The organism is Allobranchiibius sp. CTAmp26 (assembly GCF_017565405.1).
In the GTDB taxonomy this organism is placed as follows: domain Bacteria; phylum Actinomycetota; class Actinomycetes; order Actinomycetales; family Dermatophilaceae; genus Allobranchiibius.
Genome location: NZ_JAGEKR010000016.1, coordinates 69,229 through 91,543 on the forward strand (window position 1 = coordinate 69,229; position 22,315 = coordinate 91,543).

At 69.8% G+C, this 22,315-nt stretch carries 19 protein-coding genes and 1 pseudogene; 7 read left to right on the forward strand and 13 right to left on the reverse strand.

Features of this window, described 5'->3' with window-relative positions:
• The first annotated feature begins 37 nt into the window (after nucleotides 1-37).
• Complete coding sequence (locus J4030_RS11880; RefSeq protein WP_208049442.1) at nucleotides 38-886, forward strand: aldo/keto reductase; 849 nt, start codon at nucleotides 38-40, stop codon at nucleotides 884-886.
• A 385-nt stretch (nucleotides 887-1,271) separates the two neighbouring features.
• Nucleotides 1,272-2,150 (forward strand): hypothetical protein, encoded by an 879-nt coding sequence (locus J4030_RS11885; protein ID WP_208049443.1) that lies wholly within the window; start codon nucleotides 1,272-1,274, stop codon nucleotides 2,148-2,150.
• Nucleotides 2,151-2,213: 63 nt separating this feature from the next.
• Here J4030_RS11885 and J4030_RS11890 read toward each other — a convergent pair whose 3' ends face one another.
• From J4030_RS11890 to rfbA, 9 genes and pseudogenes are all read right to left on the reverse strand, one after another.
• Entirely contained in the window at nucleotides 2,214-3,593 is a 1,380-nt protein-coding gene (locus J4030_RS11890; protein WP_208049444.1) for a VWA domain-containing protein, read from the reverse strand.
• On the reverse strand, nucleotides 3,577-4,470 hold the full coding sequence (locus J4030_RS11895) for a MoxR family ATPase (RefSeq protein ID WP_208049445.1): 894 nt from the start codon (nucleotides 4,468-4,470) through the stop codon (nucleotides 3,577-3,579). The genes J4030_RS11890 and J4030_RS11895 overlap by 17 nt, the downstream gene beginning before the upstream one ends.
• Nucleotides 4,471-4,865: 395 nt before the next feature.
• Nucleotides 4,866-5,270, reverse strand: a complete 405-nt coding sequence (sodN, locus tag J4030_RS11900; RefSeq protein ID WP_208049446.1) for a superoxide dismutase, Ni — start codon at nucleotides 5,268-5,270, stop codon at nucleotides 4,866-4,868.
• Between the two features lie 133 nt (nucleotides 5,271-5,403).
• Nucleotides 5,404-5,727, reverse strand: a complete 324-nt coding sequence (locus tag J4030_RS11905; RefSeq protein WP_208049447.1) for a S24 family peptidase — start codon at nucleotides 5,725-5,727, stop codon at nucleotides 5,404-5,406.
• A gap of 158 nt (nucleotides 5,728-5,885) precedes the next feature.
• Nucleotides 5,886-6,665 (reverse strand): annotated as a pseudogene (locus J4030_RS11910) (amino acid ABC transporter ATP-binding protein); the annotation flags it as partial.
• Nucleotides 6,662-7,621, reverse strand: a complete 960-nt coding sequence (locus J4030_RS11915) for an amino acid ABC transporter permease (protein WP_307864672.1) — start codon at nucleotides 7,619-7,621, stop codon at nucleotides 6,662-6,664. The gene J4030_RS11915 and the pseudogene J4030_RS11910, both read right to left, overlap by 4 nt.
• Complete coding sequence (locus tag J4030_RS11920) at nucleotides 7,611-8,567, reverse strand: ABC transporter substrate-binding protein (RefSeq protein WP_208049449.1); 957 nt, start codon at nucleotides 8,565-8,567, stop codon at nucleotides 7,611-7,613. Before J4030_RS11920 ends, J4030_RS11915 begins: the two co-directional genes overlap by 11 nt.
• A gap of 136 nt (nucleotides 8,568-8,703) precedes the next feature.
• Nucleotides 8,704-9,306 carry a dTDP-4-dehydrorhamnose 3,5-epimerase family protein gene (locus J4030_RS11925; protein ID WP_208049450.1) on the reverse strand — a complete coding sequence of 201 codons (603 nt, stop codon included), beginning with the start codon at nucleotides 9,304-9,306 and terminating at the stop codon, nucleotides 8,704-8,706.
• Complete coding sequence (gene rfbA / locus J4030_RS11930) at nucleotides 9,306-10,175, reverse strand: glucose-1-phosphate thymidylyltransferase RfbA (protein ID WP_208049451.1); 870 nt, start codon at nucleotides 10,173-10,175, stop codon at nucleotides 9,306-9,308. The genes J4030_RS11925 and rfbA overlap by 1 nt, the downstream gene beginning before the upstream one ends.
• A gap of 43 nt (nucleotides 10,176-10,218) precedes the next feature.
• Between rfbA and rfbB the strand changes: the two genes are divergently transcribed.
• The 5 genes from rfbB to J4030_RS11955 all read left to right on the forward strand — a co-directional run bounded on the left by rfbB (nucleotide 10,219) and on the right by J4030_RS11955 (nucleotide 16,055).
• Nucleotides 10,219-11,247, forward strand: a complete 1,029-nt coding sequence (rfbB, locus tag J4030_RS11935) for a dTDP-glucose 4,6-dehydratase (protein ID WP_208049452.1) — start codon at nucleotides 10,219-10,221, stop codon at nucleotides 11,245-11,247.
• The gene (gene rfbD / locus J4030_RS11940; RefSeq protein WP_208049453.1) at nucleotides 11,244-12,092 is read left to right on the forward strand and encodes a dTDP-4-dehydrorhamnose reductase; all 849 of its coding nucleotides are present in this window, start codon (nucleotides 11,244-11,246) and stop codon (nucleotides 12,090-12,092) included. Before rfbB ends, rfbD begins: the two co-directional genes overlap by 4 nt.
• A gap of 123 nt (nucleotides 12,093-12,215) precedes the next feature.
• Nucleotides 12,216-13,703 carry a sugar transferase gene (locus tag J4030_RS11945; protein WP_208049454.1) on the forward strand — a complete coding sequence of 496 codons (1,488 nt, stop codon included), beginning with the start codon at nucleotides 12,216-12,218 and terminating at the stop codon, nucleotides 13,701-13,703.
• 82 nt (nucleotides 13,704-13,785) lie between these two features.
• Nucleotides 13,786-15,018: a serpin family protein gene (locus J4030_RS11950; RefSeq protein ID WP_208049455.1), complete on the forward strand. Its 1,233-nt coding sequence runs from the start codon at nucleotides 13,786-13,788 to the stop codon at nucleotides 15,016-15,018.
• A 68-nt stretch (nucleotides 15,019-15,086) separates the two neighbouring features.
• On the forward strand, nucleotides 15,087-16,055 hold the full coding sequence (locus J4030_RS11955; protein ID WP_208049456.1) for a zinc-binding dehydrogenase: 969 nt from the start codon (nucleotides 15,087-15,089) through the stop codon (nucleotides 16,053-16,055).
• Nucleotides 16,056-16,136: 81 nt separating this feature from the next.
• Here the strand turns inward: J4030_RS11955 and J4030_RS11960 are convergent, their stop codons facing one another.
• From J4030_RS11960 to J4030_RS11975, 4 genes are all read right to left on the reverse strand, one after another.
• A complete protein-coding gene (locus J4030_RS11960) occupies nucleotides 16,137-16,793 on the reverse strand; it encodes a GDSL-type esterase/lipase family protein (RefSeq protein ID WP_208049457.1) in 657 nt (218 codons plus the stop codon).
• Nucleotides 16,794-16,800: 7 nt separating this feature from the next.
• Nucleotides 16,801-16,974 (reverse strand): DUF6104 family protein, encoded by a 174-nt coding sequence (locus J4030_RS11965; RefSeq protein WP_208049458.1) that lies wholly within the window; start codon nucleotides 16,972-16,974, stop codon nucleotides 16,801-16,803.
• A 144-nt stretch (nucleotides 16,975-17,118) separates the two neighbouring features.
• The gene (locus tag J4030_RS11970; RefSeq protein ID WP_307864673.1) at nucleotides 17,119-18,156 is read right to left on the reverse strand and encodes a GNAT family N-acetyltransferase; all 1,038 of its coding nucleotides are present in this window, start codon (nucleotides 18,154-18,156) and stop codon (nucleotides 17,119-17,121) included.
• 8 nt (nucleotides 18,157-18,164) lie between these two features.
• Entirely contained in the window at nucleotides 18,165-22,199 is a 4,035-nt protein-coding gene (locus J4030_RS11975) for a multifunctional oxoglutarate decarboxylase/oxoglutarate dehydrogenase thiamine pyrophosphate-binding subunit/dihydrolipoyllysine-residue succinyltransferase subunit (RefSeq protein ID WP_208049459.1), read from the reverse strand.
• Between the last annotated feature and the right edge of the window lie 116 nt (nucleotides 22,200-22,315).

The window sequence follows — 22,315 nt, forward strand, 5'->3', positions numbered from 1 at the left end:
CGGGCATACCGCGGCGAGGCCCGCGGTTGGACCGGACATGACGGACACAACCAGTACTGCAGTTCCCGAGGTCGCCCTGCGCGCCGCTTCCGGCACCACCCCGATCCCGCAGTTGGGATTCGGCGTCTTCCAGGTGGACGACAAGGACGCCCCGCCCGCCATCGCTTCGGCGCTCGAGGTGGGCTACCGCTCGCTCGACACCGCGCGCATCTACGGCAACGAGGAGGGCGTCGGCCGTGCCCTTGCCGCGACCGACGTACCCCGTGACGAGATCTTCCTGACCACGAAGGTCTGGAACGACGACCAGGGGTACGACGCGACGCTCAAGGCGTTCGACGCCTCGGTCGTCAAGCTCGGCTCCGAGCCGGACCTCTACTTGATCCACTGGCCGACGCCGAAGCACGACACCTACGTCGACACCTTCCGTGCGCTGTTGAAGCTGCGCGAAGACGGCCGCATCAAGGTCGCCGGTGTCTGCAACTTCAACATCGACCACCTGCAGCGCGTGTACGACGAGCTGGGGGAGTACCCCGCCATCAACCAGGTGGAGCTGCACCCGCTCCTGCAGCAGCAGGAACTGCGCGATTTCCACGCCACGCACGACATCGTCACCGAGGCGTGGAGCCCGCTCGCGCAGGGCGGCGACCTCCTGGGCGACGCCACGATCGGCAAGATCGCCGACACGAAGGGCGTCTCGCCGGCCCAGGTGATCCTGCGCTGGCACATCCAGATCGGCAACGTCGTCATCCCCAAGTCGGTGACACCGTCGCGGATCAAGGAGAACTTCGACATCTTCGGATTCGAGCTGGACGCGGACGACCTGAGCACGATCGCGCGGCTGGACAAGGGCGGTCGGGTCGGTCCCGACCCCGCCGAGTTCAACTGACCGACCGCAGCACCAGACCACCGAGGGGTGGGGAAACCGTCGGAAGGTGACGGCATCCCCACCCCTTCGTGGTCCCCGGGAGCGTCGACGACGGTGCTCGGCGAATCTACGAACGGGCGGCAATCCGTTGCGGGGTCGGCGTCGAATGCACGTGGCCAGCTCGCCGTTCGTGCGTCGGGGCCGGATGTGAAAACCTGGATTCGCGCTATTGGTGTTCGGTCGCAACTAACTGCTCGTCAACTGCAACAGAGGGACAGGCGTGGAGAAGTCGAGAGACGGGTCACCGCGGGGGCCGTCTCGACGGGCCGTCGCCGGCGGTCTCATCTGGACGATTCCGGTCATTGCCGTGGGGGCTGCGGTGCCCGCGATGGCGGCGAGCCCGCCAGTGACGAACACCTACTCGACCGCGGGCACCTCCACGCTCACCATTCCTGCAGGGAACCGGAGCGCCACGTTCACCGTGGTCGGAGCCGGCGGTGCCAGCACGTCCAAGACCGCTGGTGGGGCCGCCGCCTCGATCCAGGGCACGCTCGCGTTGGCGGGGACGACCGCGACGACCCTGACGATCGTGGTGGGCGCCGGCGGCAACACCAGCGGTGTCGGAGGCGCCGGGTACGGCAGCGGCGGATCGTCCACCACGGCCCTCGTCACCGGCGACGTCGGGCGCGGGGGTGGGGGCGGAAGCGCGATCCTCAACGGCACCACGGTGCTGGTCGCGGCCGGGGGTGGCGGTGGCGCGGGAGCCAGCTCCGCATCCGGTTACACAGTCGTTGTCGGGCCGGGCGGGAACGCGGCCACGAGTGCCACCACTGCGACGACGGCCACGCTGACCAGCGACAGCAGCACGTACACGGCACTCGGTGGCAGCGCGTCCAGCGGGACCACGGGTGGGGCCGGTGGTGCGGTCGGCACCGGCACCGTCACGACCCGCTATCCCGGCAACGCGGGCGGGAACAACGGCACCGGCACGAACAACGGTGGGAACGGCGGCGCAGGGGCCTACATCGCCCACACCACCAACGACGGCACGGCCAACATGGCCAGCGGTGGTGGCGGAGGCGGGTACGCCGGCGGCGGGAGTGGTGCCGGGGCCCAGGCGTCGGCTGCGGCGGCCAACGGCGCCTATGCCCTGTTCGCCGGCGCGGGCGCCGGTGGTGGCAACTTCACCGCCGCCAGCGTGACGAACGTGACGACGTCGACCGCCACGAACACGGCGGTCGGTTCCGCAGCCGGCAGCACCGGCTCGGTCACCATCACCTACTGAGAGGGCGGGGCGGCGCACCAGCGCCGGCGGGGACACGGCGTCGGTGCTGCCCGACGAGTGCTCTCAGATCGGGAGGACCCGCGCGACGAATGCGCGCAGCTGGTCCAGATTGCGGCACTCGTGCATGTCCACGACCGCGCCGTAGGCGGCCGCCACCGAGTCGCCGGTGTCCCACATCCGGGCCGGTTCGGGGTTGAGCCACGCGACGTGCCGCGCCCGCGCCGCGATCGCCGCGACGTGCGCCACCCCCGGATCGCCGTAGTTGGTGCGTGCGTCGCCGAGGATGAGCACCGTGCTGCGGGGCCCGATGCTCTCCCACTCGCTGCGCACGAAGCCGCGGAACGCCGTGCCGTAGCTGCTGCTGGTGCCGTGCGCGGTGAACTCCCGGGTGCGGCGGGCCCAGATGCCAAGCGGCGCCCCGGGTTCCGCGTCGCGCAGCACATCCGTGATCTCGGCGGCGCTGCTCACGAAACCGTAGGCGCGCACCTTGCGGAACTGCGCGTGCAACGCCTGCATCAGCAGCATGGTGAAGGTGGAGAACGCGCCCACCGAACCGGACAGGTCGGCCAGCACGATGAGGTCCGGCCGGTGCCGGCGCCGCTCCCGGTACGCCGGGTCGATCGGCACCCCGCCGGTGGACAGCGATCGACGCAGCGTGCGGCGTACGTCGATCGCGCCGCGCCCGGCGGCCCGCCGAGCCGACATCCGGGCCGCGAGCTTGCGTGCGAGTGGATCGATGTGTCGGCGCAGCTCGTCCAGGTCCTTGGTGCCGGCACTGAGGAAGTCGCGCTGCTCGATGCCGCTGCCGACCCCGAAGCGGGCGACCCGCTCGCGCGAGCGCACCTGGGTGTTGCGGCGCAGGGCCTCGGCCTCGACCCGTCGGCGGAACACCGCGACCCGCGCGCGCAGCTCGTCCCGGTCGAACCGGTCCGACAGCTGCTCGCCGCCCTGTCCGCTGCCCTCACCGCGAGGGCCGCGAGACTGCTGCTGCGCAGCGGCGATCGCCCGCTGCGGCTGCAGCCGGGAGATCGTCTGCGCTGACGAATAGCCCTGCTGTTCATCGCCGTTCGCCACCTCACCGAGCAGGTCGACGGCTGCGGCCGCGAGGTCATCGAGAGTCTGGGCGTCGTTGTCGGCCAGAGCCTGCACCAGCTGTTCGCGCAACTGGTCCACCGACTCGGCCTGCGGCACCGTCCGCCGGCCGGGCGCGGCGGGGAAGTAGAGGTCGAAGAGCCGGTCGAAGACCTCCCGGTCCCCGGCGCGGCGCAACATCGCCGCGGCGACGCCACCGCGCAGCCGGATCCGGTCGTCCAGGCCAAGGGCGGTAGCGATCCGGGCTGCGTCGGCGATCTCGCTCGTGCCGACTCGCACGCCGTGGTCGCGCAGCGAGGTCGTCAGCTCGACCAACCGGTCGCCGAGCGCGCTCTCAGCCGTCGAGGGCACGGTCCAGGTCCAGCGTGCTGGTGGCGGTGCGGATGTCGTCCTGGTGCTTCAGGACGACTCCCAGGGTGCTGCGGACCAACGCCGGGTCGAGCTGCTCGGCGCCGAGCGCGACCAGGGTCTGCGCCCAGTCCAGCGTCTCGGCGACCGACGGCGGCTTGCGCAGCGACCCCGCGCGCAGGGCGCCCACGATGCGCACGAGGCTCTGCGTCAGCGTGTCGTCCAGGCCGGGCGCCTGGAGGCCGACGATGCGGGCTTCCAGTTGCGGGTCCGGGTAGTCGATGTGCAGGAAGAGGCAGCGGCGGCGCAGCGCCTCCGACAGCTCGCGGGTGGCGTTGGAGGTCAGCACGACGAACGGCCGGTGCCGGGCGGTGATCGTGCCCAGCTCGGGCACCGTCACCTGGAAGTCGGACAGGATCTCCAGCAGGAGGCCCTCCATCTCCTCGTCGGCCTTGTCCAGCTCGTCGATGAGCAGCACGACCCGCTCCTCGCTGCGGATCGCAGCCAGCAGCGGCCGGGGAAGCAGGAACTCCTCGCCGAAGATGTCCGAACGCAAGCTCTCCCAGGCGTGTTCGTGGCTGTCGCGCTCGGCAGTGATGCGTAGCAGCTGCGCCGCGTGGTTCCACTCGTAGAGGGCCCGGGCCTCGTCGACGCCTTCGTAGCACTGCAGGCGGATCAGGTCTGCGCCGATCGCCCGGCTGACGGCCTTGGCGAGCTCGGTCTTGCCGACGCCCGCGGGCCCTTCGACCAGCAGGGGCTTGCCGAGCGCTTCGGCCAGATAGACGGTGGTGGCGATCTCGTCCGAGGCGAGGTATCCGACGTCGGCCAGGGACTGCAGCGCCTGGTCGACACCGGCGAGCGCGGGGTGCGGGGTCGTCATACCGGCCATCCTCGCGTATGCCGCCCGGTCGACTCGCGACTGTCCGCGCTTTCGTGCACCCGTCCGCACGAATCTGCGGACACTCCGGGCGGAAACTGAACGAGAGTCACCGCGGCTCGACTGCCGGCTCCGACTCACACCCCTTGTCCCCGGAAAGTGACTGTAGGGCCGACAACCCACGCGGCCGTGACCTGGCAGCGTCAGCCAACAACAGCACTCCTCGGCCATGCCGCATGAAAACCAGCCCGACCTACGAAAGTGACACAGCAGCGACTGTCCGCACTTTCGTGCACCCGTCGATCCGGAACTGCGGACACTCGCTCGGCGGAAACGAGCCGAGGGTCGTCGCGCGCTCCATTGAGCGCGCGACGACCCTCGTCGTCAGGAGGTGTGGCTCAGGCCTTCTTGGTCTCCGCGAAGATCGCGGCGATCTCGTCGATCTTCGCGAGCAGCTCGTCGGCCTTGGCGACGTCGAACGTCGCCTTGGTGCCGCCACCGCCACCGGCCAGCTTGGTCGCCTCGTTGACGAGGGTGTGCAGCTGGGGGAACTTCTCGAAGTGCGGGGGCTTGAAGTAGTCGGTCCACAGCACCCACAGGTGGTGCTTGACCAGCTCGGAGCGCTGCTCCTTGATGATCGCGGCGCGGATCCGGAAGTCGGCGTCGTCGTTGTCGGCGACCTTCTCGCAGATGGCCTTCACGGACTGGGCCTCGATACGGGCCTGGGCGGGGTCGTAGACACCACACGGCAGGTCGCAGTGGGCGCTGACCTCGATGGTGGGGGCAAGGAAACGGCGGAGCATCAAGTCATCCCTTTCATAGGTCGCCGCGCAGTGACGCGCGACCGGGTGTGGATGTTGCCACCCTACGACCGTACGACGAGCCGCGTCCGGCCAGTTCGGCCCGTGCGACCCGGTCGCATCGATGCCGGTCGCTTCAGGCGTTACGCCGTCCGCCGGGCAGGCGCAACAGCACCAGCCCCAGCACGTCGTGGTCCGGGATGGCGCCGACCAGCCAGGAATCGACCCCCTCGGCGGGGTTGTCGCGCTCGGCCCACCAGCCGTCGCGCTCGCGGCGGGTCAGTCGCTTCACGGCGACGGGTCGCGGCCCGTCCGGCCCGTCGGGCAGTCGGATCACGTGCACCCGTCCGGGAGCCGGACGTACGCCGTAGGCGACCAGCAGGCGGTCGCCCTCGGCGTACGTCGGCTCCATGGAGCGGCCGCGGACGACGGCCACTCCGATCCGCGGCAGACCGCGCATCGTCGGCGTCAGTCGACGTCGGAGGAAGAGGTCCCGGCCCGCCCGGCCGCACCGTCCGGTGCTGGGGGCTGCCCGGCGCCCTTCGGATCGCCGTCGGCAGAGCCCTCCAGCCCGACCAGGGCGGTGACCGCCTCGACGCGGTGCTCCTCCTCGGCGTGCACTCGGCGCAGGAAGGACTTGGTGCGTTCGTGCTGGGGGTGGTCGATCACGTCGCGCGGAGCGCCGGACTCCACGACCACACCGCCGTCCATGAAGACCACCTTGTCGGCGACGCCCCGGGCGAAAGCCATCTCGTGCGTCACCACCACCATGGTCATCCCGTCCCGGGCCAGCTCGCGCATGACCGCCAGCACCTCGCCGACCAGCTCCGGGTCCAGGGCGGACGTCGGCTCGTCGAAGAGCATCAGCTTGGGCTTCATCGCCAGGGCACGCGCGATCGCGACCCGCTGCTGCTGCCCACCGGACAGCTGCGCGGGGAAGTGGTCGCAGTGATCGCCCAGGCCCACGCGTTCGAGCAGCGCGAGCGCCTCGGCGCGGGCGGTCTTCTTGTCCACGCCCTTGACGTGGATCGGCGCCTCCATCACGTTCTCCACCGCGGTCTTGTGCGGGAAGAGGTTGAACCGCTGGAAGACCATCCCGATTTCACGGCGCTGCTCGGCGATCCGCTTCTCGGTCAGCCGGTAGAGCTGCCCGTCGCGGTCGTCGTACCCCATGAGATCGCCGTCGACCCAGACGCGGCCGCCGTCGATCGTCTCCAACTGGTTGATGCACCGCAGGAAGGTCGTCTTGCCCGAGCCGGACGGCCCGAGCAGGCAGACGACCTGTCCCTGGTGCACGTCGAGGTCGATGCCCTTGAGCACCTCGTTGCCATGGAACGCCTTGGTGACGTTGAGCGCTCGTACGATCGGCAGATCGTGCTGCGTGTCGGTGGTCGTCATCGGGGCCCTCCTCCGGCGAGTCCGAGCATGCGTGCCCGAAGGCCGCCGTCGGCGCGCTGGTTGCCGATGCCCCGGCCGAACTTGCGCTCCAGGAAGCTCTGCACCACCGCCAGGATCGAGCAGATGATGAGGTACCAGAGCACCGCAGCCATGATCGCCGGCATGATCTTGAACGTAGTGCTGCCGATCCGCTCGGTCTGGAAGAACAGCTCGACGCTGATCGGGATCGCGGACAGCAGCGAGGTGTCCTTGACCATGGCCAGGGTCTCGTTGCCGGTGGGCGGCACGATCACGCGCATGGCCTGCGGCAGCACGACGCGCCGCATGCTCTTGCCCGCGGACATCCCGAGGGCCTGGGCCGCCTCGCGCTGACCCTGGTCGACCGACTGGATGCCGGCGCGGGCGATCTCGGCCATGTACGCGGCCTCCGAGAGCCCCAGCCCGAGGATGCCGATGATGATCGAGTTCGACAGGTGGGCCACGTCGATGTGTCCCACTGTCGTCGCGTCCGCGCTCAGTCCGATGAAGTGCCCCAGCTGCTCGGCGAAGGGAATACCCAGGCTCACCGACGGGTAGAGGTATCCGAGGCCGGTGCCGAACATGACCAGCAACACCAGTCGCGGGATGGAGCGGAAGAACCACACGTAGACGGCCGCGACTCCACGCAGCACCGGATTGTCCGAGAGCCGCATGATCGCCAGGATCACTCCGAGCACGACACCGATGACCATGGCGCCGACGGTGCCGACGATGGTGCCGCGCCACAGCCCGTTGACGACCGGCTTGAACTTCATGATCTGGAAGGCGAAGGACCAGTCCCAGTTGGCGTTGGTCACCGCGGAACTGACCATCATCGCCACGATCACGGCGATGACGACGATCGCTACGTAGCGGCCGGGATGCCGGACCGGCCGGGCGTCGATCCTGCCCGGCCGGTCAGCGGTCTCAGCTGACACTGGGATTCACGGCGAAGCTGGTGACGGCGCCGCTGGTGTTGCCCCACTTGGCCAGGATGTTCTTGTAGACGCCGCTCTTGTCGAGGGCCTGCAGGGCCTCGCTGAACGCGGTCGCGAGTGCGGTCTCCTTCTTGGGCACCACGATGCCGTACGGCGCGGTGCCGTAGAGCGCGCCCGCCGTCTGGAGCTGGTCACCGGTCTGCTTGATCGCGTAGAGGGTGATGGGGGAGTCGGCGCTCATGGCGTCGACCTTCCCCGAGATGAGGTCGGCGGTGACCTTGGACTGCTGCTCCTCGACGATCTGGGTGATCGGCTTCTTCCCTGAGGAGGTGCACTTCTTGCTCCGTGCGGTCAGATCGTCGATCTCGACGGTGCCCTTCTGCACGCCGACGGTCAGCCCGCAGGCGTTGCCGATGTCGACCTTCTTGGGGTTGCCCTTCTTCACGGCCCACTGGGTGCCGGCGCTGAAGTAGCTCACCATGGCGACCTGCTTCTCGCGGTCGGCGTTGATGGTGAAGGAGGAGACGCCCACGTCGTACTTGCCGGAGTTGACGCCCAGGATGATGGTGTCGAAGCTCGCGTTCTGGAAGTTGGTCTTCAGCCCGAGCGTCGTCGCGACGGCGTTGAAGAGGTCGACGTCCATGCCCTGCACGGTCTTGCCGTCGGAGCCGAGGAACTCGTTCGGCGCGTACGACGCGTCGGAGCCGATCGTGAGCGTGCCCTTGGCCTTGATCGCGGCCGGGACCTTGGCGGCGAGCGTGCTGTTCAGCGTGGCGGTGCTCGAGCCGGCGGGCGCCGTGCTGGAGGAGCCGGACCCGGAGGCGGTGGTGGAGCTGGAACCACCCAGCGAGTTGGAGCCGCACCCGGTGAGGGCGAGGCAGCCGAGGGCCGCGATGGAGCCGAGGGCGGCGACCTTGGTGGTGGTCGCGTGGCGAAGCTGGGTCATCTGTGTCTCCTGCAACAAGTGGTGGGATCCGACGGCGACATGCCCGGTCCAGGGCGACATCCTGGCATCACCCGGCGCATCGGCTCCACGGCCGCGGCCGGTCGTGACCACCCCGTGACCCGATGGCGGTTCGAGGTCAGCGGTCGGAAAGCGTTTTCAGATGGGCCAGGCATGCGTCGTACGACGGCAACAGACCGATCTCTTGCGCCTCGGCCAGGGTGGGCGCCGCCTCGTCCTTGGGCGACAGCAGGGGCTCCAGACCGGCGGGCAGCTCCAGCCCGATGGCCGGGTCGAGCGGGTGGATGCCGTGCTCGCCGCTCGGGTTGTACGCCGCGGAGCACAGGTAGCACGCGGTGCTGTCGTCCTCGAGGGCGATCAGAGCGTGTCCGAGGCCCTCGGACAGGTAGACCGCGCGCCGGTCGTCGGTGTCGAGCAGGACCGACTCCCACTGCCCGAAGGTCGGCGAACCCACCCGGATGTCGACCACGAAGTCCAGGAACGACCCGTGCAGCGCCGTGACGTACTTCGCCTGGCCGGGCGGCACGTCGGCGAAGTGGATGCCGCGCACCGTGCCTCGCGACGACACCGAGATGTTGGTCTGCACCACCCGCGGTTCGTGGCCCAGGTGCTCGGCCAGGAGGTCGCCGCGATACCCCTCCAGGAACACCCCGCGGTCGTCGGGGAACTGGCGCGGGGTCACGACGTACGCGCCCTCGATGCCCAGCGGTTCGATCTGCATCAGACGCCTTCCTCTACGAGCGCGGTGAGGTATTCGCCGTATCCGCTCTTGGTGAGCCCGTCCCCGAGCCGCATCAGTTCGTCGTCGCCGATCCAGCCGGCGCGCCAGGCGATCTCCTCGACGCAGCCGATCTTCAGGCCCTGTTGCGCCTCGACGGCGTGCACGAACTGCGCCGCGGACATCATGGCCTCGAACGTGCCGGTGTCGAACCACGCGGTCCCGCGCGGGAGCGTGGTGACGGTGAGCTTGCCGGCCCGCAGGTAGGCGTCGTTGATCGCGGTGATCTCCAGCTCCCCCCGCGCGCTCGGGCGCAGCCCCCTCGCGATGTCGACCACGTCGTTGTCGTAGAAGTAGAGCCCCGGCACGATGTACCGCGACTTGGGGACCTTCGGTTTCTCCTCGATCGAGAGCACCCTGCCGTCGGCGTCGAACTCCACTACGCCGTACGCCGAGGGGTCCGGCACGTGGTAGGCGAAGATCCGCGCGCCGTCGGGGTCGGCCTGGTCGCGCAGCCGTCGCCCGAGTCCGGAGCCGAAGAAGATGTTGTCACCGAGCACCAGGGCGACGCTGTCGCCGGCGATGAAGTCCGCGCCGATGACGAATGCCTGGGCCAGCCCCTCCGGGCGCGGCTGCACGGCGTACGTGAGGGAGATCCCCCACTGCGAGCCGTCGCCGAGCAACCGGGAGAACTGCTCGGAATCATGCGGTGTGGTGATGATCAGGACATCCCGGACGCCGGCCATCATCAGCGTCGCCAGGGGGTAGTACACCATCGGCTTGTCGTAGATGGGCATCAGCTGCTTACTGATCGCCCGGGTGATCGGATGCAACCTGGTGCCCGATCCACCTGCCAGAATGATCCCCTTCATGGGCGCCGACAGTAACGGGCGCGCCCCGAGCGGAGGTTGTTGCGTGCGTGTCCTGGTGACAGGTGGGGCCGGTTTCATCGGCAGCAATTTCGTCTATCTGACCGGGCGCACCCGCCCGGACGCGCGGATCACCGTGCTCGACGCGATGACGTACGCCGGCAACGAGCAGTCGCTCGCGGGCACGAACGCGACCCTGGTGCGTGGTGACATCGCCGATGCCGGCCTGGTCGATCGTCTGGTGGCCGACGCCGACCTGGTGGTGCACTTCGCCGCCGAGTCGCACAACGACAACTCGCTGCGCGAGCCCTGGCCCTTCGTGCAGACCAACGTCGTCGGCACCTACACGCTGCTGGAGGCCGTCCGGCGGCACGACGTGCGTTACCACCACATCTCCACGGACGAGGTCTACGGCGACCTGGCCCTGGACGACCCGCACCGGTTCACCGAGAGCACGGCGTACAACCCCTCCAGCCCGTATTCGTCGACGAAGGGCGCCAGCGACCTGCTGGTGCGCGCGTGGGTGCGCTCCTTCGGTGTCCGCGCGACGCTGTCGAACTGCTCCAACAACTACGGCCCTCGCCAGCACGTGGAGAAGTTCATCCCGCGGCAGATCACCACGCTGCTCGACGGCGGCCGCCCGCGGCTCTACGGCGACGGGATGAACGTGCGCGACTGGATCCACGTCGACGACCACAACGACGCGGTGTGGACGATCGTCGAGCGCGGTGAGATCGGCGCGACGTACCTGATCGGGGCCGACGGGGAGGCCGACAACCTCACCGTGGTGCGCACGCTGCTGGACCTGACCGGCCGCGCGGCCGACGACTTCGAGCACGTGACAGATCGCCCGGGTCACGACCGGCGGTACGCCATCGACTCCACCCGACTGCGTACCGAGCTGGGTTGGGCGCCGCGCTACGCGGACTTCCGGGCCGGGTTGGCCGCGACGATCGACTGGTACCGCGACAACGAGGAGTGGTGGCGGTCCGCGAAGGCCGCGACGGAGGCCGGGTACGCCGCCGCAGGCGAGGTGGCCGTGCCGCAGGACCGCGCAGACGAGGTCTCCTCGTGACCCGCTGGTTGCTCACCGGCGGCCGCGGCATGCTCGGCCAGGACCTGTCGCGGGCCGTCGAGGGCATCGGCGACCAGGTGGTCGCGACCGGGTCCGCCGACCTGGACATCACCGACCGACACGCGGTGCGCGAGGCTGTCGGCGACTTCGACGTGGTGGTCAACTGTGCTGCCTGGACCGCCGTGGATGAGGCGGAAACGCATGAGCCGCAGGCGTTCTCGATCAACGCAACGGGCGCTGCACACGTGGCGCGGGCCTGCGCCGAGCGCGGCGTACGCCTGGTGCAGATCTCCACCGACTACGTCTTCGACGGCACCGCCACCACCCCGTACGCCGAGGACACCACCCAGCGCCCGCAGACGGCGTACGGGCGGACCAAGTGCGCCGGGGAGTGGGCGGTGCGCTCGCTGCACCCGGACGCGCTGGTGGTGCGCACCGCCTGGTTGTACGGCGCCGGAGGGGGCAACTTTGTCGCCACGATGGGGCGGCTCGCCGGTGAGCGAGACGTGCTCAGCGTCGTGGACGACCAGCACGGTCAGCCGACCTGGACGGTCGACCTGGCCGATCTCGTGGTGCGTCTGGTGGGCGCGGGAGCGCCGGGCGGCTACTGGCACGGGGTGAGTGCTGGGGAGACGACCTGGTGGGGGCTGGCGCGGGCCGTCTTCGAGGGCGCCGGGTGGGATCCCGAGCGGGTTCAGCCGGTCGGGAGCGAGCAGTTCGCGAGACCGGCGGCGCGGCCGGCGTACTCCGTGCTGGGCACCGAACGGCTCACGGCACACGGTGTGACGCCGGTGCGGGACTGGGCCGACGCACTGCGCGAGGCGCTGCCCGCGCTCCTTGCGTAGGAGCCCGACGATCCGGCCCGAATTGGGTCGACGCTCAGCCGACTTCCGGCCTCCGAAGATTGCTAAATTCGCACGGGCTGCACCAATGGTGCGGTGAATCTTGTCAGGCGTGAAAGGTGTGGGGTGTCCGCACAGGTTGAGGTCGATGTCACCGAGGGGCACCCGGTCGCCGAACCGGTGTTCGTCGAGGTGTCGCGCTGGCGGCCGCGGTTCGTGCTCACTGCGATCGGGGTGGACGCGCTCGCGATCGCGGTCGCGCTGACCTCCGCCAAGTTGGCCCGGTTCGGCGGTGGCCGCGTGGCATTGCCCGGCGCCCCCCAGGCCAACTACCTCATCGTGTCCGTCTCGCTCCTGACGGCGTGGATGGCGGCCCTGGCCTTCACCCAGAGCTACCGCCCCGAGCACGCCACCATCGGCAACGAGGCGTACCTGCGGGTGGTGCGCTCGTCCTTCTTCATCTTCGGCGCGCTCGCGATGGTCGCCCTGGCGCTGCGACTGCAGTTCGCGCGTGGGTACATCGCCATCGCGTTCCCGCTCGGCGTCGTGCTGCTGATCCTCGGCCGGTTCACGATCCGGCTCTGGCTGGTTCGGCAGCGCTCCGCGGGGCGGTGCATGGACACCGTGCTGCTGGTGGGCGCGCCCCAGGAGGTCCGGTACGTCGCCGACCGGATCGGCCGTACGCCGGAGGCGGGTTTCACCATCTCCGGGGTCCTCACCGACGCGGAGCGTCCGGGAGCCTTCGAACTGCGGGACGGGCGGGTCGTGCCGGACGCCGGCTCGGTCGACAACGCGCTGGCCACCGCCCTCGCGCACGATGTCAGCGCGATCATCGTGGCCGGTCACGCGCAGGTCTCCGACACCTATCTGCGCGAACTGGGGTGGTCCCTCGAGCGCACGGGCATCGGGATGGTGCTCGCGAACCGGATGACCGATGTCGCCGGACCGCGCATCCACCGCACTCCCGTCGAGGGTCTGCCGTTGATGAGCGTGGAGGCGCCGCGCTACGACGGCGGCCGCTACCTGCTCAAGCGGGTCTTCGACGTCGTGGTGTCCGGGGCGTTGCTGGTGGTGACGTCACCGTTGTTCGCCGTCATCGCGCTGGCGATCAAGCTCAGCGATCGAGGTCCGGTCTTCTTCCGCCAGGACCGCGTCGGCGTCAACGGCGAGACCTTCGCGATGACCAAGTTCCGCTCCATGGTCGTGGACGCCGAGGCGCAGCTTGTCGGCCTCACCCCGGACGCCGGACTGGCGCACCCGTTGTTCAAGATGCGCCAGGACCCGCGGGTGACCCGCGTCGGCCGGGCGCTTCGCGCGTACTCCCTCGACGAACTCCCGCAGCTGCTGGACGTCTTCGCCGGGAAGATGTCGCTGGTCGGCCCCCGCCCCGCGCTCACCCGTGAGGTCAGCGTCTACCGGGACAACGCCCACCGGCGCCTCAACGTCAAACCGGGCATCACGGGCCCGTGGCAGGTCGGGGGGCGGTCCAACCTCAGCTGGGAGGACAGCATCCGCAAGGACCTGTACTACGTGGAGAACTGGACGCTGGTCGGTGACTGCCTGCTGCTGGTCAAGACCGTCAAAGCGGTGCTGACCCGCGACGGTGCCTTCTAGCCGTCAGCCCCACGCACCGAGATCCGCGACACTCGGGCACCAACCGATCCGCCCCGCAGGGCGTCTGCGGATCATGAGAACCGTGCGCGGGGTCGTCCTCGCGGTGGGCGTCGGCTGCGGGTTGCTCACGGCCGGCTGCGGCGAGCCCGGCCCGATACCGCCGGCCGGGAAAATTAACGACGCAGGCACGGTCTTCACGGGCCACCTCGAAGCGGTGCATCTCGGCGCCGTGAGCCCTGCCGATCTGGGAACGGCCGACCGGTCCTTCGGGCTGCGACTCCTGCAGGACGAGTGCGCGGCAGCCCCGAAGGCGAACGCGGTGCTGTCACCCGCGAGCGCGGCACAGACGCTCGGAATGATGCAGACCGGTGCCGTCGGGGCGACCCGCACCGCCCTGTCCACGCTACTGCATCAGCCGGCGTACGGTCCCGCGGTCATCGCCGCCGAGCACGAGCGAGTCTCCCGACTTCACAAGCTCGCAGGACTGAACATCGCCAACCGGGTCTTCACCCAGAAGGGGACGACGCCGCACCAGACGATGCTGAACGATCTGCGGACGGCGTACGGCGCCCAGCTGCGAACGCTCGACTTCCTCCGCCATACCAAGGCATCCACCGACATGATCAACCAGCTGGTCTCCGGTGACACCCATGGGCTGATACCGCGACTGCTCGACTCTCTCGACAGCACGACGGTCGCGGTGCTGACCAATGCGATCTACCTCAAGGCCCAGTGGGAGGACCCGTTCCAGCCGGCTGTGCCAGGCGCGTTCACCACGGCGGACGGCAGACACGTCACAGTGCCCACCTTGAAGACCCCGATCGGGCGCGTCATGTCGAGCGCCTCGGCGGACGGCTGGCGGTCAGTGCAGCTGCCCTACGTGCACGGTCAACTCGCCGCGTACGCGCTGCTGCCGCCGGCAGCCGCGAAGCCCTGCGCCGTGCCCGACACCCCGACCCTCACCACGCTCCTACGCCCGGACGCGCCCGACGCGGCCACCGTCACGATGCCGAAATTCCACCTCGCCCAGACCAACGAACTCCTCCCGGTGCTGACCCGTGAAGGGTTCCAGCCCGCGGGCGACTACCCAGGGTTCGGCCGGGGGGTGTCGGTCAGTGAGATCGTCCAGAAGGTGGACATCTCCGTCGACGAGAACGGCACGACGGCCGCTGCGGCCACGGGCGGCGTCTTCGCCGCGTCGGGGGCGATGGGAAACACCCACGTGGACCTGAACCGGCCGTTCCTCTTCCTGGTCACCGACACCGCCACCCACACGCCCCTGTTCCTGACCCGCGTCGCAGACCCCCGCGGCTGATCCCAGCATCGCGGGGTCGACCGACACCCGGCGGCTGCCGGGGGCGCAGTCGTCGTAGGGTCGGCACCATGCTTGCTGCGTACGCCGCCCGTCAGGATTCCGCCGACCCGCTCAGTGCTCTGGAAGTCGGTGACATCGAGCCGGGGGCGACGCCCGCGGACTGGATCGACGTCGACCTGCAGGCCGCTGCGCTCAACCACCATGACGTCTTCTCGCTGCGAGGAGTCGGACTGCCGCAGGATCGGCTGCCGATGATCCTCGGTTGCGACGGCGCCGGCACCACCAAGGACGGCACCCGTGTGGTCATACACTCCGTCGTCCCGAGCGAGGGCTGGGCCGGCGACGAGACGCTGGACCCCAAGCGCACCCTGCTGTCCGAGCTGCACCCCGGCACGTTGGCGGAGCGGGTACGGATCCCGGCCGCGAACGCCGTACCGGTGCCCGACGGCATGCCGATCGAGCACGCCGCGTGCATCTCCACCAGCTGGCTCACCGCGTACCGAATGCTCTTCGTGCAGGCGGGCGTTCGTCCCGGCGACACCGTGCTGGTCCAGGGTGCGGGCGGCGGCGTGGCCAGTGCCGCGGTGCAGCTGGGCTCCGCCGCCGGTCTGCGGATGTGGGTGACCAGCCGCGACGAGAAGCGCGGTGAGCGGGCCGTGCAGCTCGGTGCCGAGGCCGCCTTCGGCAGCGGTGAGCGGCTGCCGCGCAAGGCCGACGCCGTCCTGGAGACGGTGGGCAAGGCGACCTGGTCGCACTCGGTGAAGTCGCTCAAGCCCGGCGGCACGCTGGTGATCGCCGGTACGACGTCCGGTCCGCAGCCCGACAACGCGGAGCTGACCCGGATCTTCTTCCAGCAGATGCGTGTGCAGGGCTCCACCATGGGCACCCGCGCCGAGCTCACCCAGCTCCTGTCGTTCATGACCAGCCGCGGCATCGAGCCGGCGATCGACTCGGTGCGCCCGCTGGATCAGGCGCGCGACGCGTTCGCCGCGATGATCGACGGATCGGCGTTCGGCAAGCTGGTGCTCACCGTCTGAGCCACCTCGACACGAAGTTGGGGGTCGTTGCGCGCTGTATAGAGCGCGCAACGACCCCCAACTTTCGTCAGGTGACGAGGTTCAGTCGAGCTGCAGCCAGGACTGCCAGCCCGCGTGCAACACCAGCCAGGCGATCAGCCCGTAACCGGCCTGGCCGGGGTGCCAGCCGTCGCCGGACGCGAGGTCGGAGTGCCACTGGTCGTGGCCGAGCAGCGGCCGGAAGCAGTCGACGTACGTCACGCCACGCCGCGAGCAGACATCGGCCTGCGCATCCACCAGCACCTCCAGGCGCTCGTTGAGCTCCGGGTCGAGGGTGGGCGGGGGACCCACGACGAACGTCGCGATGGCGCCGGACGACGCGTCATCCAGGATGTTGGCGAGGTTGAGGCGCGAGCGGGCGGTGCTCATCTGCGACAGCACGTCGTGCAGCCCCAGCCCGAGCACCAGGCGGCGTTCGTTGCTCTGGGACCAGCGCGGCTCGCACTCGCGCTGCCAGCGGGCGAGCACGTCGGTGGAGCTCTGCCCGCGGATGCCGAGGTTGTACGTCGCGAGCTCGACCCCCGCCTGCGGCGTACGAGCGATCACCCGCGACACCCAGCCCAGCGCCTTGGGGTCGCCGATCCCGGCCACGTAGGAGTCGCCCACGAAGCACAGCCCGATGGCCCGGATCCCCTCGGCGACCTGGAACTCGGCACTGGGGTTGAAGTGGGGTTCACTTCCCTGCGTCGGGTAGATCACGTCGGCCTCACTCTTCGTCGTCGAGGCGCGCGAGCCAGGTCGCGAGCCGGTCTACTGCTGTTTCGAACTCGGGGTGTATGTCGACGAAGGCCTGGAGCTGGTCCGCGACCCACGCCAGGCTCACTTCGTCCTCACCGCGTCGGGAGGCCAGCTCCTCGATGCCGCGGTCGGTGAAATACACAGTCGGCAGGTTATCCCGGCAGCGGCCCACCATCCGCCAGCGACCCGCATACGACGGTCGCACAGGTAGGGCCGAGAGACACAGGCCGACCTGTGGCGCTCGGACCTACCTGCGCCACGGTGGGCCGGCCGAGCCTGCAAGGCCTTACGCGTCGATGTCGCGGTGCCAGGACTGGGTGCGGTACTTGGTGACCCACCCCATCGACAGGTAGAGACCGTCGGCCTGGGTGGGGGAGTCGGCGTCGACCTCGAGGTCCACCCGGTTGCGGCCGCGCGTGGCGGCGTCGGCGATGACGGCGTGCAGCAGCCCCTTCGCGACGCCCCGCCCGCGCGCCCGTCGGTGCACCCCGATGTAGTCGATGTAGCTGCCGTCCTTCCCCGCGTCGTCCGGCGGGAGCACGGTGCCCACCAGGGCGCCGCCGGGCGTCGGGGTGCCGTCGATGTCGACCGTCGCGATCCACCAGTGGTCCCACCGGTGTCCCGGGTCCTCGCGCAACCGTTGGACGAACTCCCCGAAGGACTCCCGGTAGGAGTTGAAGTGGTCCTCGAAGGACTCCTCCAGGATCTGGTGTACGGCGCGCAGCTCGGCGCCGACCGGCGTGCCGTCGGTGTGCTCGGCGACCCGGCGTACGACGACCCCCTCGCGCAGCGGGGGAAACGCACCGGGATCGCCCTCGTCGGAACTCACCGGCCGGGACATCTGCAGCCACGTTCGAGTGCAGGTCAGGCCCGCGGCGGTGAGCCAACGGGTCTGTGCCTCGTCGCCGTCGTACACCCCGGCGTCGAGCTGGGTGTGGGACTCGCCGCGCTCGGCGGCGACCTGGCCCGCCACGACCGTGCACCACGAGTACAGCTGCCCTGCAACGGAGTCCGCTTCGTCGACCGCTAGGGACCGATCGACGAACACCGCGATGTTGGTCCGCCCCGCGGCTCGGTCGTGCACCGAGGCCCAGCCCCGGACGACACCGCCCTCATCGGTGACGACCAGCTGTCGGCGGGTCCACGAACCGGGTCCGATCGCCTCGGCGCGCACCGCGTCCTCGTCGACGTGCGATTCGCCGCGGGCGGCGAGCTGCTCGCCCGCCCGCAGGTCGACGAGGGCCGCGACGTCCGCCTCCGTGGGCGGACGCACCGACCATCGGTCCGGCAGCTCGGGCGTGGGACCGTCGGGTGCCAGGGTCACGGAGGCGATCAGCGGTCGAACGAACCGGAGAGCAGCTCGGCCAGCTGAGCCTGGTGCCGCTTGCTGGAACCGGACGCCGGGGACGCGGACGCGCGCCGACTGACCACCCGCAGACCGCGGGTCTCGCCGAGTTCGGCGAGCTCCTCAGGCAGGTTGAGCGCCATGAAGGGCCAGGCGCCCTGGTTCTTCGGCTCGTCCTGCACCCAGACCAGCTCGGCGTTCGGGTACGCCGCGACGGCCTCGGCGATCTCCTTGACCGGGAGCGGCGCCAACTGCTCGACTCGGACGATGGCGGTGGTCTCGTCGCCGCGGCGCTCGCGCTCGGCCTCCAGGTCGTAGAGGATCCGCGCGGACGCGAGCAGCACCCGGGTCACCTTGTCGCCGTCGAGCTTCTTGGCGTCGGGGATCACCGGACGGAAGCTGCCGGTGGTCAGGTCGCCCGGCTCGGAGACGGCCGCCTTCAGGCGCAGCAGCTGCTTGGGCGTGAAGACCACCAGCGGGCGACGCGGCCGGGCGAACGCCTGCCGGCGCAGCAGGTGGAAGTACGACGCCGGCGTCGAGGGATAGGCGATCGTCATGTTGTCCTCGGCGAAGAGCGTGAGGAACCGCTCGATCCGCGCCGAGGAGTGGTCGGGCCCCTGGCCCTCATACCCGTGCGGCAGGAGCAGTACGACCGAGCTGCGCTGGGTCCACTTCTGCTCCGAGGAGCTGATGAACTCGTCGATGATCGTCTGGGCGCCGTTGGCGAAGTCGCCGAACTGGGCCTCCCACAGGACGAGGGCGTCGGGCCGCTCCACGGAGTAGCCGTATTCGAAGCCCATCGCCGCGAACTCCGACAGCAGCGAGTCGTAGATCCACAGCCACGCCTGGTCGTCGGACAGGTAGCGCAGCGGGGTCCACTCGTTGCCGTTCTGCTTGTCCACCAGGACGGCGTGACGCTGGGTGAACGTGCCGCGGCGGGTGTCCTGACCGGCCAACCGGACCGGCACACCCTCCATCAGCAACGACCCGAAGGCCGCGAGTTCGCCCATGGCCCAGTCGATCCCGCCGTTGCGCACCATGTCCGCACGCCGCTGCATGAGCTTCTGCAGCTTCGGGTGGACGGTGAAGCCCTCGGGCGGGTTGACCCAGGTGTCGCCGATCTTCAGCAGGGTCGACTCGCTGACCGAGGTGCCGTAGCCGCTGCGGTCCTCGCGGGTGTCGTCCTCCTCCTGCGCCGACGGCCGCTCCAGGCCGCCGTGGCCCTCGGCGTCGGTGCCGGCGGAGCTGCGGCTCGGGGCCTCGGGTGCGCTCTGCGACGCGGCCTGCTTGGCGGCCTTGGTCTCAGTGAACGCCCGCTCCAGCTGCTTCTGGTAGTCGCGCAGCGCCTCCTCGGCGTGCTCCAGGGTGATGTCGCCGCGGCCGACCAGCGCCTCGGTGTAGAGCTTGCGGACGCTGCGCTTGGCCTCGATGAGGTGGTACATCAGCGGCTGCGTCATCGAGGGGTCGTCGCCCTCGTTGTGACCGCGGCGCCGGTAGCAGATCATGTCGATGACGACGTCCTTGTGGAACGCCTGGCGGTAGTCGTACGCGAGCTCGGCGACCTGCACGCATGCCTCGGGGTCGTCGCCGTTGACGTGGAAGATCGGCGCCTGCACCATCCGGGCCACGTCGGTGCTGTACGTCGAGCTGCGTGAGCTGCTCGGCGCGGTGGTGAAACCGACCTGGTTGTTGACGACCAGGTGGATCGTGCCGCCGGTGCGGTAGCCGCGCAGCTGGGACAGGTTGAGGGTCTCGGCGACCACGCCCTGCCCGGCGAACGCCGCGTCGCCGTGCATCAGGATCGGCAGGACGGTGTACGCCGACCCGGCCAGGTTGACGCGGTCCTGCTTGGCGCGGGCGATGCCTTCGAGCACCGGGTCGACCGCCTCCAGGTGGGAGGGGTTGGCCGCGAGATAGACGTCGATCTTGCGACCGGTGTCGGAGGTGAACTCGCCCTCGGTGCCCAGGTGGTACTTCACGTCACCGGAGCCCTGGACCGATTTGGGGTCCTGGGTGCCCTCGAACTCGGCGAAGATCTGCGCGTACGACTTGCCGGCGATGTTGGCCAGCACGTTCAGCCGGCCGCGGTGCGGCATGCCGATGCAGACCTCGTCGAGGTCGTCGTCGGCGGCGTGCGACAGGATCCGGTCCATCATCGCGATGGCGGACTCGCCGCCCTCGAGGCTGAAGCGCTTCTGGCCGACGTACTTGGTCTGCAGGAACGTCTCGAACGCCTCAGCGGCGTTGAGACGTCGCAGGATCCGCAGCTGCTCGTCGGTGGTGGCCTTCTGGTAGCCGACCTCGACCCGGTCCTGGATCCACTTGCGCTGCGCGGGGTCCTGGATGTGCATGTACTCGATGCCGATGCTGCGGCAGTACGAGTCGCGCAGGACACCGAGGATCTTGCGCAGCTTGAGGAACGGCGCGCCACCGAACCCACCGGTGGGGAAGGTGCGGTCCAGGTCCCACAGCGTCAGACCGTGGGTGGTGACGTCGAGGTCGGAGTGCCGCCGCTGCTTGTACTCCAGCGGGTCGGTGTCGGCCATCAGGTGACCGCGCACCCGGTAGGCGTGGATCAGCTCCTGTACGCGGGCGGTCTTGTTGATGTCGTCGTCGTGGCTGGTGTCGATGTCGCGGATCCAGCGGATCGGTTCGTACGGCACCTTCAGCGCGCCGAAGATCTCGTCGTAGAAGTCGTTCTCGCCGAGCAGCAGCTCGCTGACGACGCGCAGGAACTCACCGGAGACCGCACCCTGGATGACCCGGTGGTCGTAGGTGGAGGTCAGCGTCATGATCTTGCTGACGGCGTTCTTGTTGAGCGTGTCCAGGCTCGCACCGGACCATTCGGCGGGGTAGTCCAGCGCCCCTGCGCCGATGATCGCGCCCGCGCCCTTCATCAGGCGCGGCACCGAGTGCACCGTGCCGATACCACCGGGGTTGGTGAGGCTGATGGTGGTACCCGCGTAGTCATCGATGGTGAGGGCGCCGGTGCGCGCCTTGCGCACCATCTCCTCGTACGCGCTCCAGAACTGCGCGAAGCTCATGGCCTCGGCGCCCTTGATGCTCGGCACCACGAGGGTGCGGCTGCCGTCGTCCTTCTTCAGGTCGATGGCCAGGCCGAAGTTGACGTGTCCGGGCTGCACGAGGACCGGCTTGCCCTTCTCGTCCTCACCGAGCGCGTTGTTCATCTCCGGGACGACGTGCAGGGCCTTGACGATCGCCCAGCCGAGCAGGTGGGTGAAGCTGACCTTGCCGCCCCGGCTGCGCGCCAGGTGGTTGTTGATGACCGTGCGGTTGTCGATGAGGAGCTTGGCGGGGACGGCCCGGACGCTGGTCGCGGTCGGGACGTCCAGGCTCGCCTCCATGTTGGTGACGATGCGGGCCGAGACGCCGCGCAACGGGATGCGGGTGTCCTGCGCGGGCGCCGCCTCGGGCACCGTGTCGTTGACGGTGTCGCGTGCGATCGGCTGGGTGTTGGACAGTTCGGCCGAGCTCGGGTCCGGCGAGCTGTGCGCCTGGTGCTCGTTCGCGGCGTGGTCGCCGTCGGGGCGACCGTCCGGCTTCGGGTCGCGAGAGGGGATCTTCGCGCGCGCCTTGGACCGCTCGGCCGCGACCTCCTTGGCGGGCGTCGGCGCCTGGTCGGCGTCGGCGGCGGGCTTCGCGGCGGCGTCCCCACCGTTGCCCGCACCAGCCGGGCCACCGACGGCGGTCGCGGCGCCGGAGCCGGCCGTCGTACGGGACTGGGGGGTGGCTGCCTTCGTGGCCGACCCGTTGGACGTGCCGTTCGCCGAGGACCCGTTGGCTGCGCCGTTCGGCGCGGAGCCGGAGCCGTTGGACGACGCGGCGCCCTCGCCCTTACCGCCGGAGGCGGGGCCGCCGCCTTCGGGCCGGTAGTCGGCGAAGAAGCTCCACCACGCCTTGTCGACGGAGTTCTTGTCCTTCAGATATTGCTGGTACAGATCGTCCACCAGCCACTCGTTCGGTCCGAACGTCGCGAGCGGGTCGGGAGACTGGGATGACACGCGGAATGCGCCTCTTTCGGGGGAGTACGGCGGGCAGTGAGCGTCCGTCAGGGGTGGAAACGACAACGGCTCCAGCCTAACGCGGGACGAGGGTGACCCGACGGCGTGGTCCACGC

Coding starts and splice junctions, on each gene's coding strand:
- rfbA (WP_208049451.1), bottom strand. CDS start 10,175: ATGAAGGGGATCATTCTGGCAGGTGGATCGGGCACCAGGTTGCATCCG.
- J4030_RS11905 (WP_208049447.1), bottom strand. CDS start 5,727: ATGCGCGGTCTGCCGCGGATCGGAGTGGCCGTCGTCCGCGGCCGCTCC.
- J4030_RS11925 (WP_208049450.1), bottom strand. CDS start 9,306: ATGCAGATCGAACCGCTGGGCATCGAGGGCGCGTACGTCGTGACCCCG.
- J4030_RS11920 (WP_208049449.1), bottom strand. CDS start 8,567: ATGACCCAGCTTCGCCACGCGACCACCACCAAGGTCGCCGCCCTCGGC.
- J4030_RS11880 (WP_208049442.1), top strand. CDS start 38: ATGACGGACACAACCAGTACTGCAGTTCCCGAGGTCGCCCTGCGCGCC.
- sodN (WP_208049446.1), bottom strand. CDS start 5,270: ATGCTCCGCCGTTTCCTTGCCCCCACCATCGAGGTCAGCGCCCACTGC.
- J4030_RS11895 (WP_208049445.1), bottom strand. CDS start 4,470: ATGACGACCCCGCACCCCGCGCTCGCCGGTGTCGACCAGGCGCTGCAG.
- J4030_RS11955 (WP_208049456.1), top strand. CDS start 15,087: ATGCTTGCTGCGTACGCCGCCCGTCAGGATTCCGCCGACCCGCTCAGT.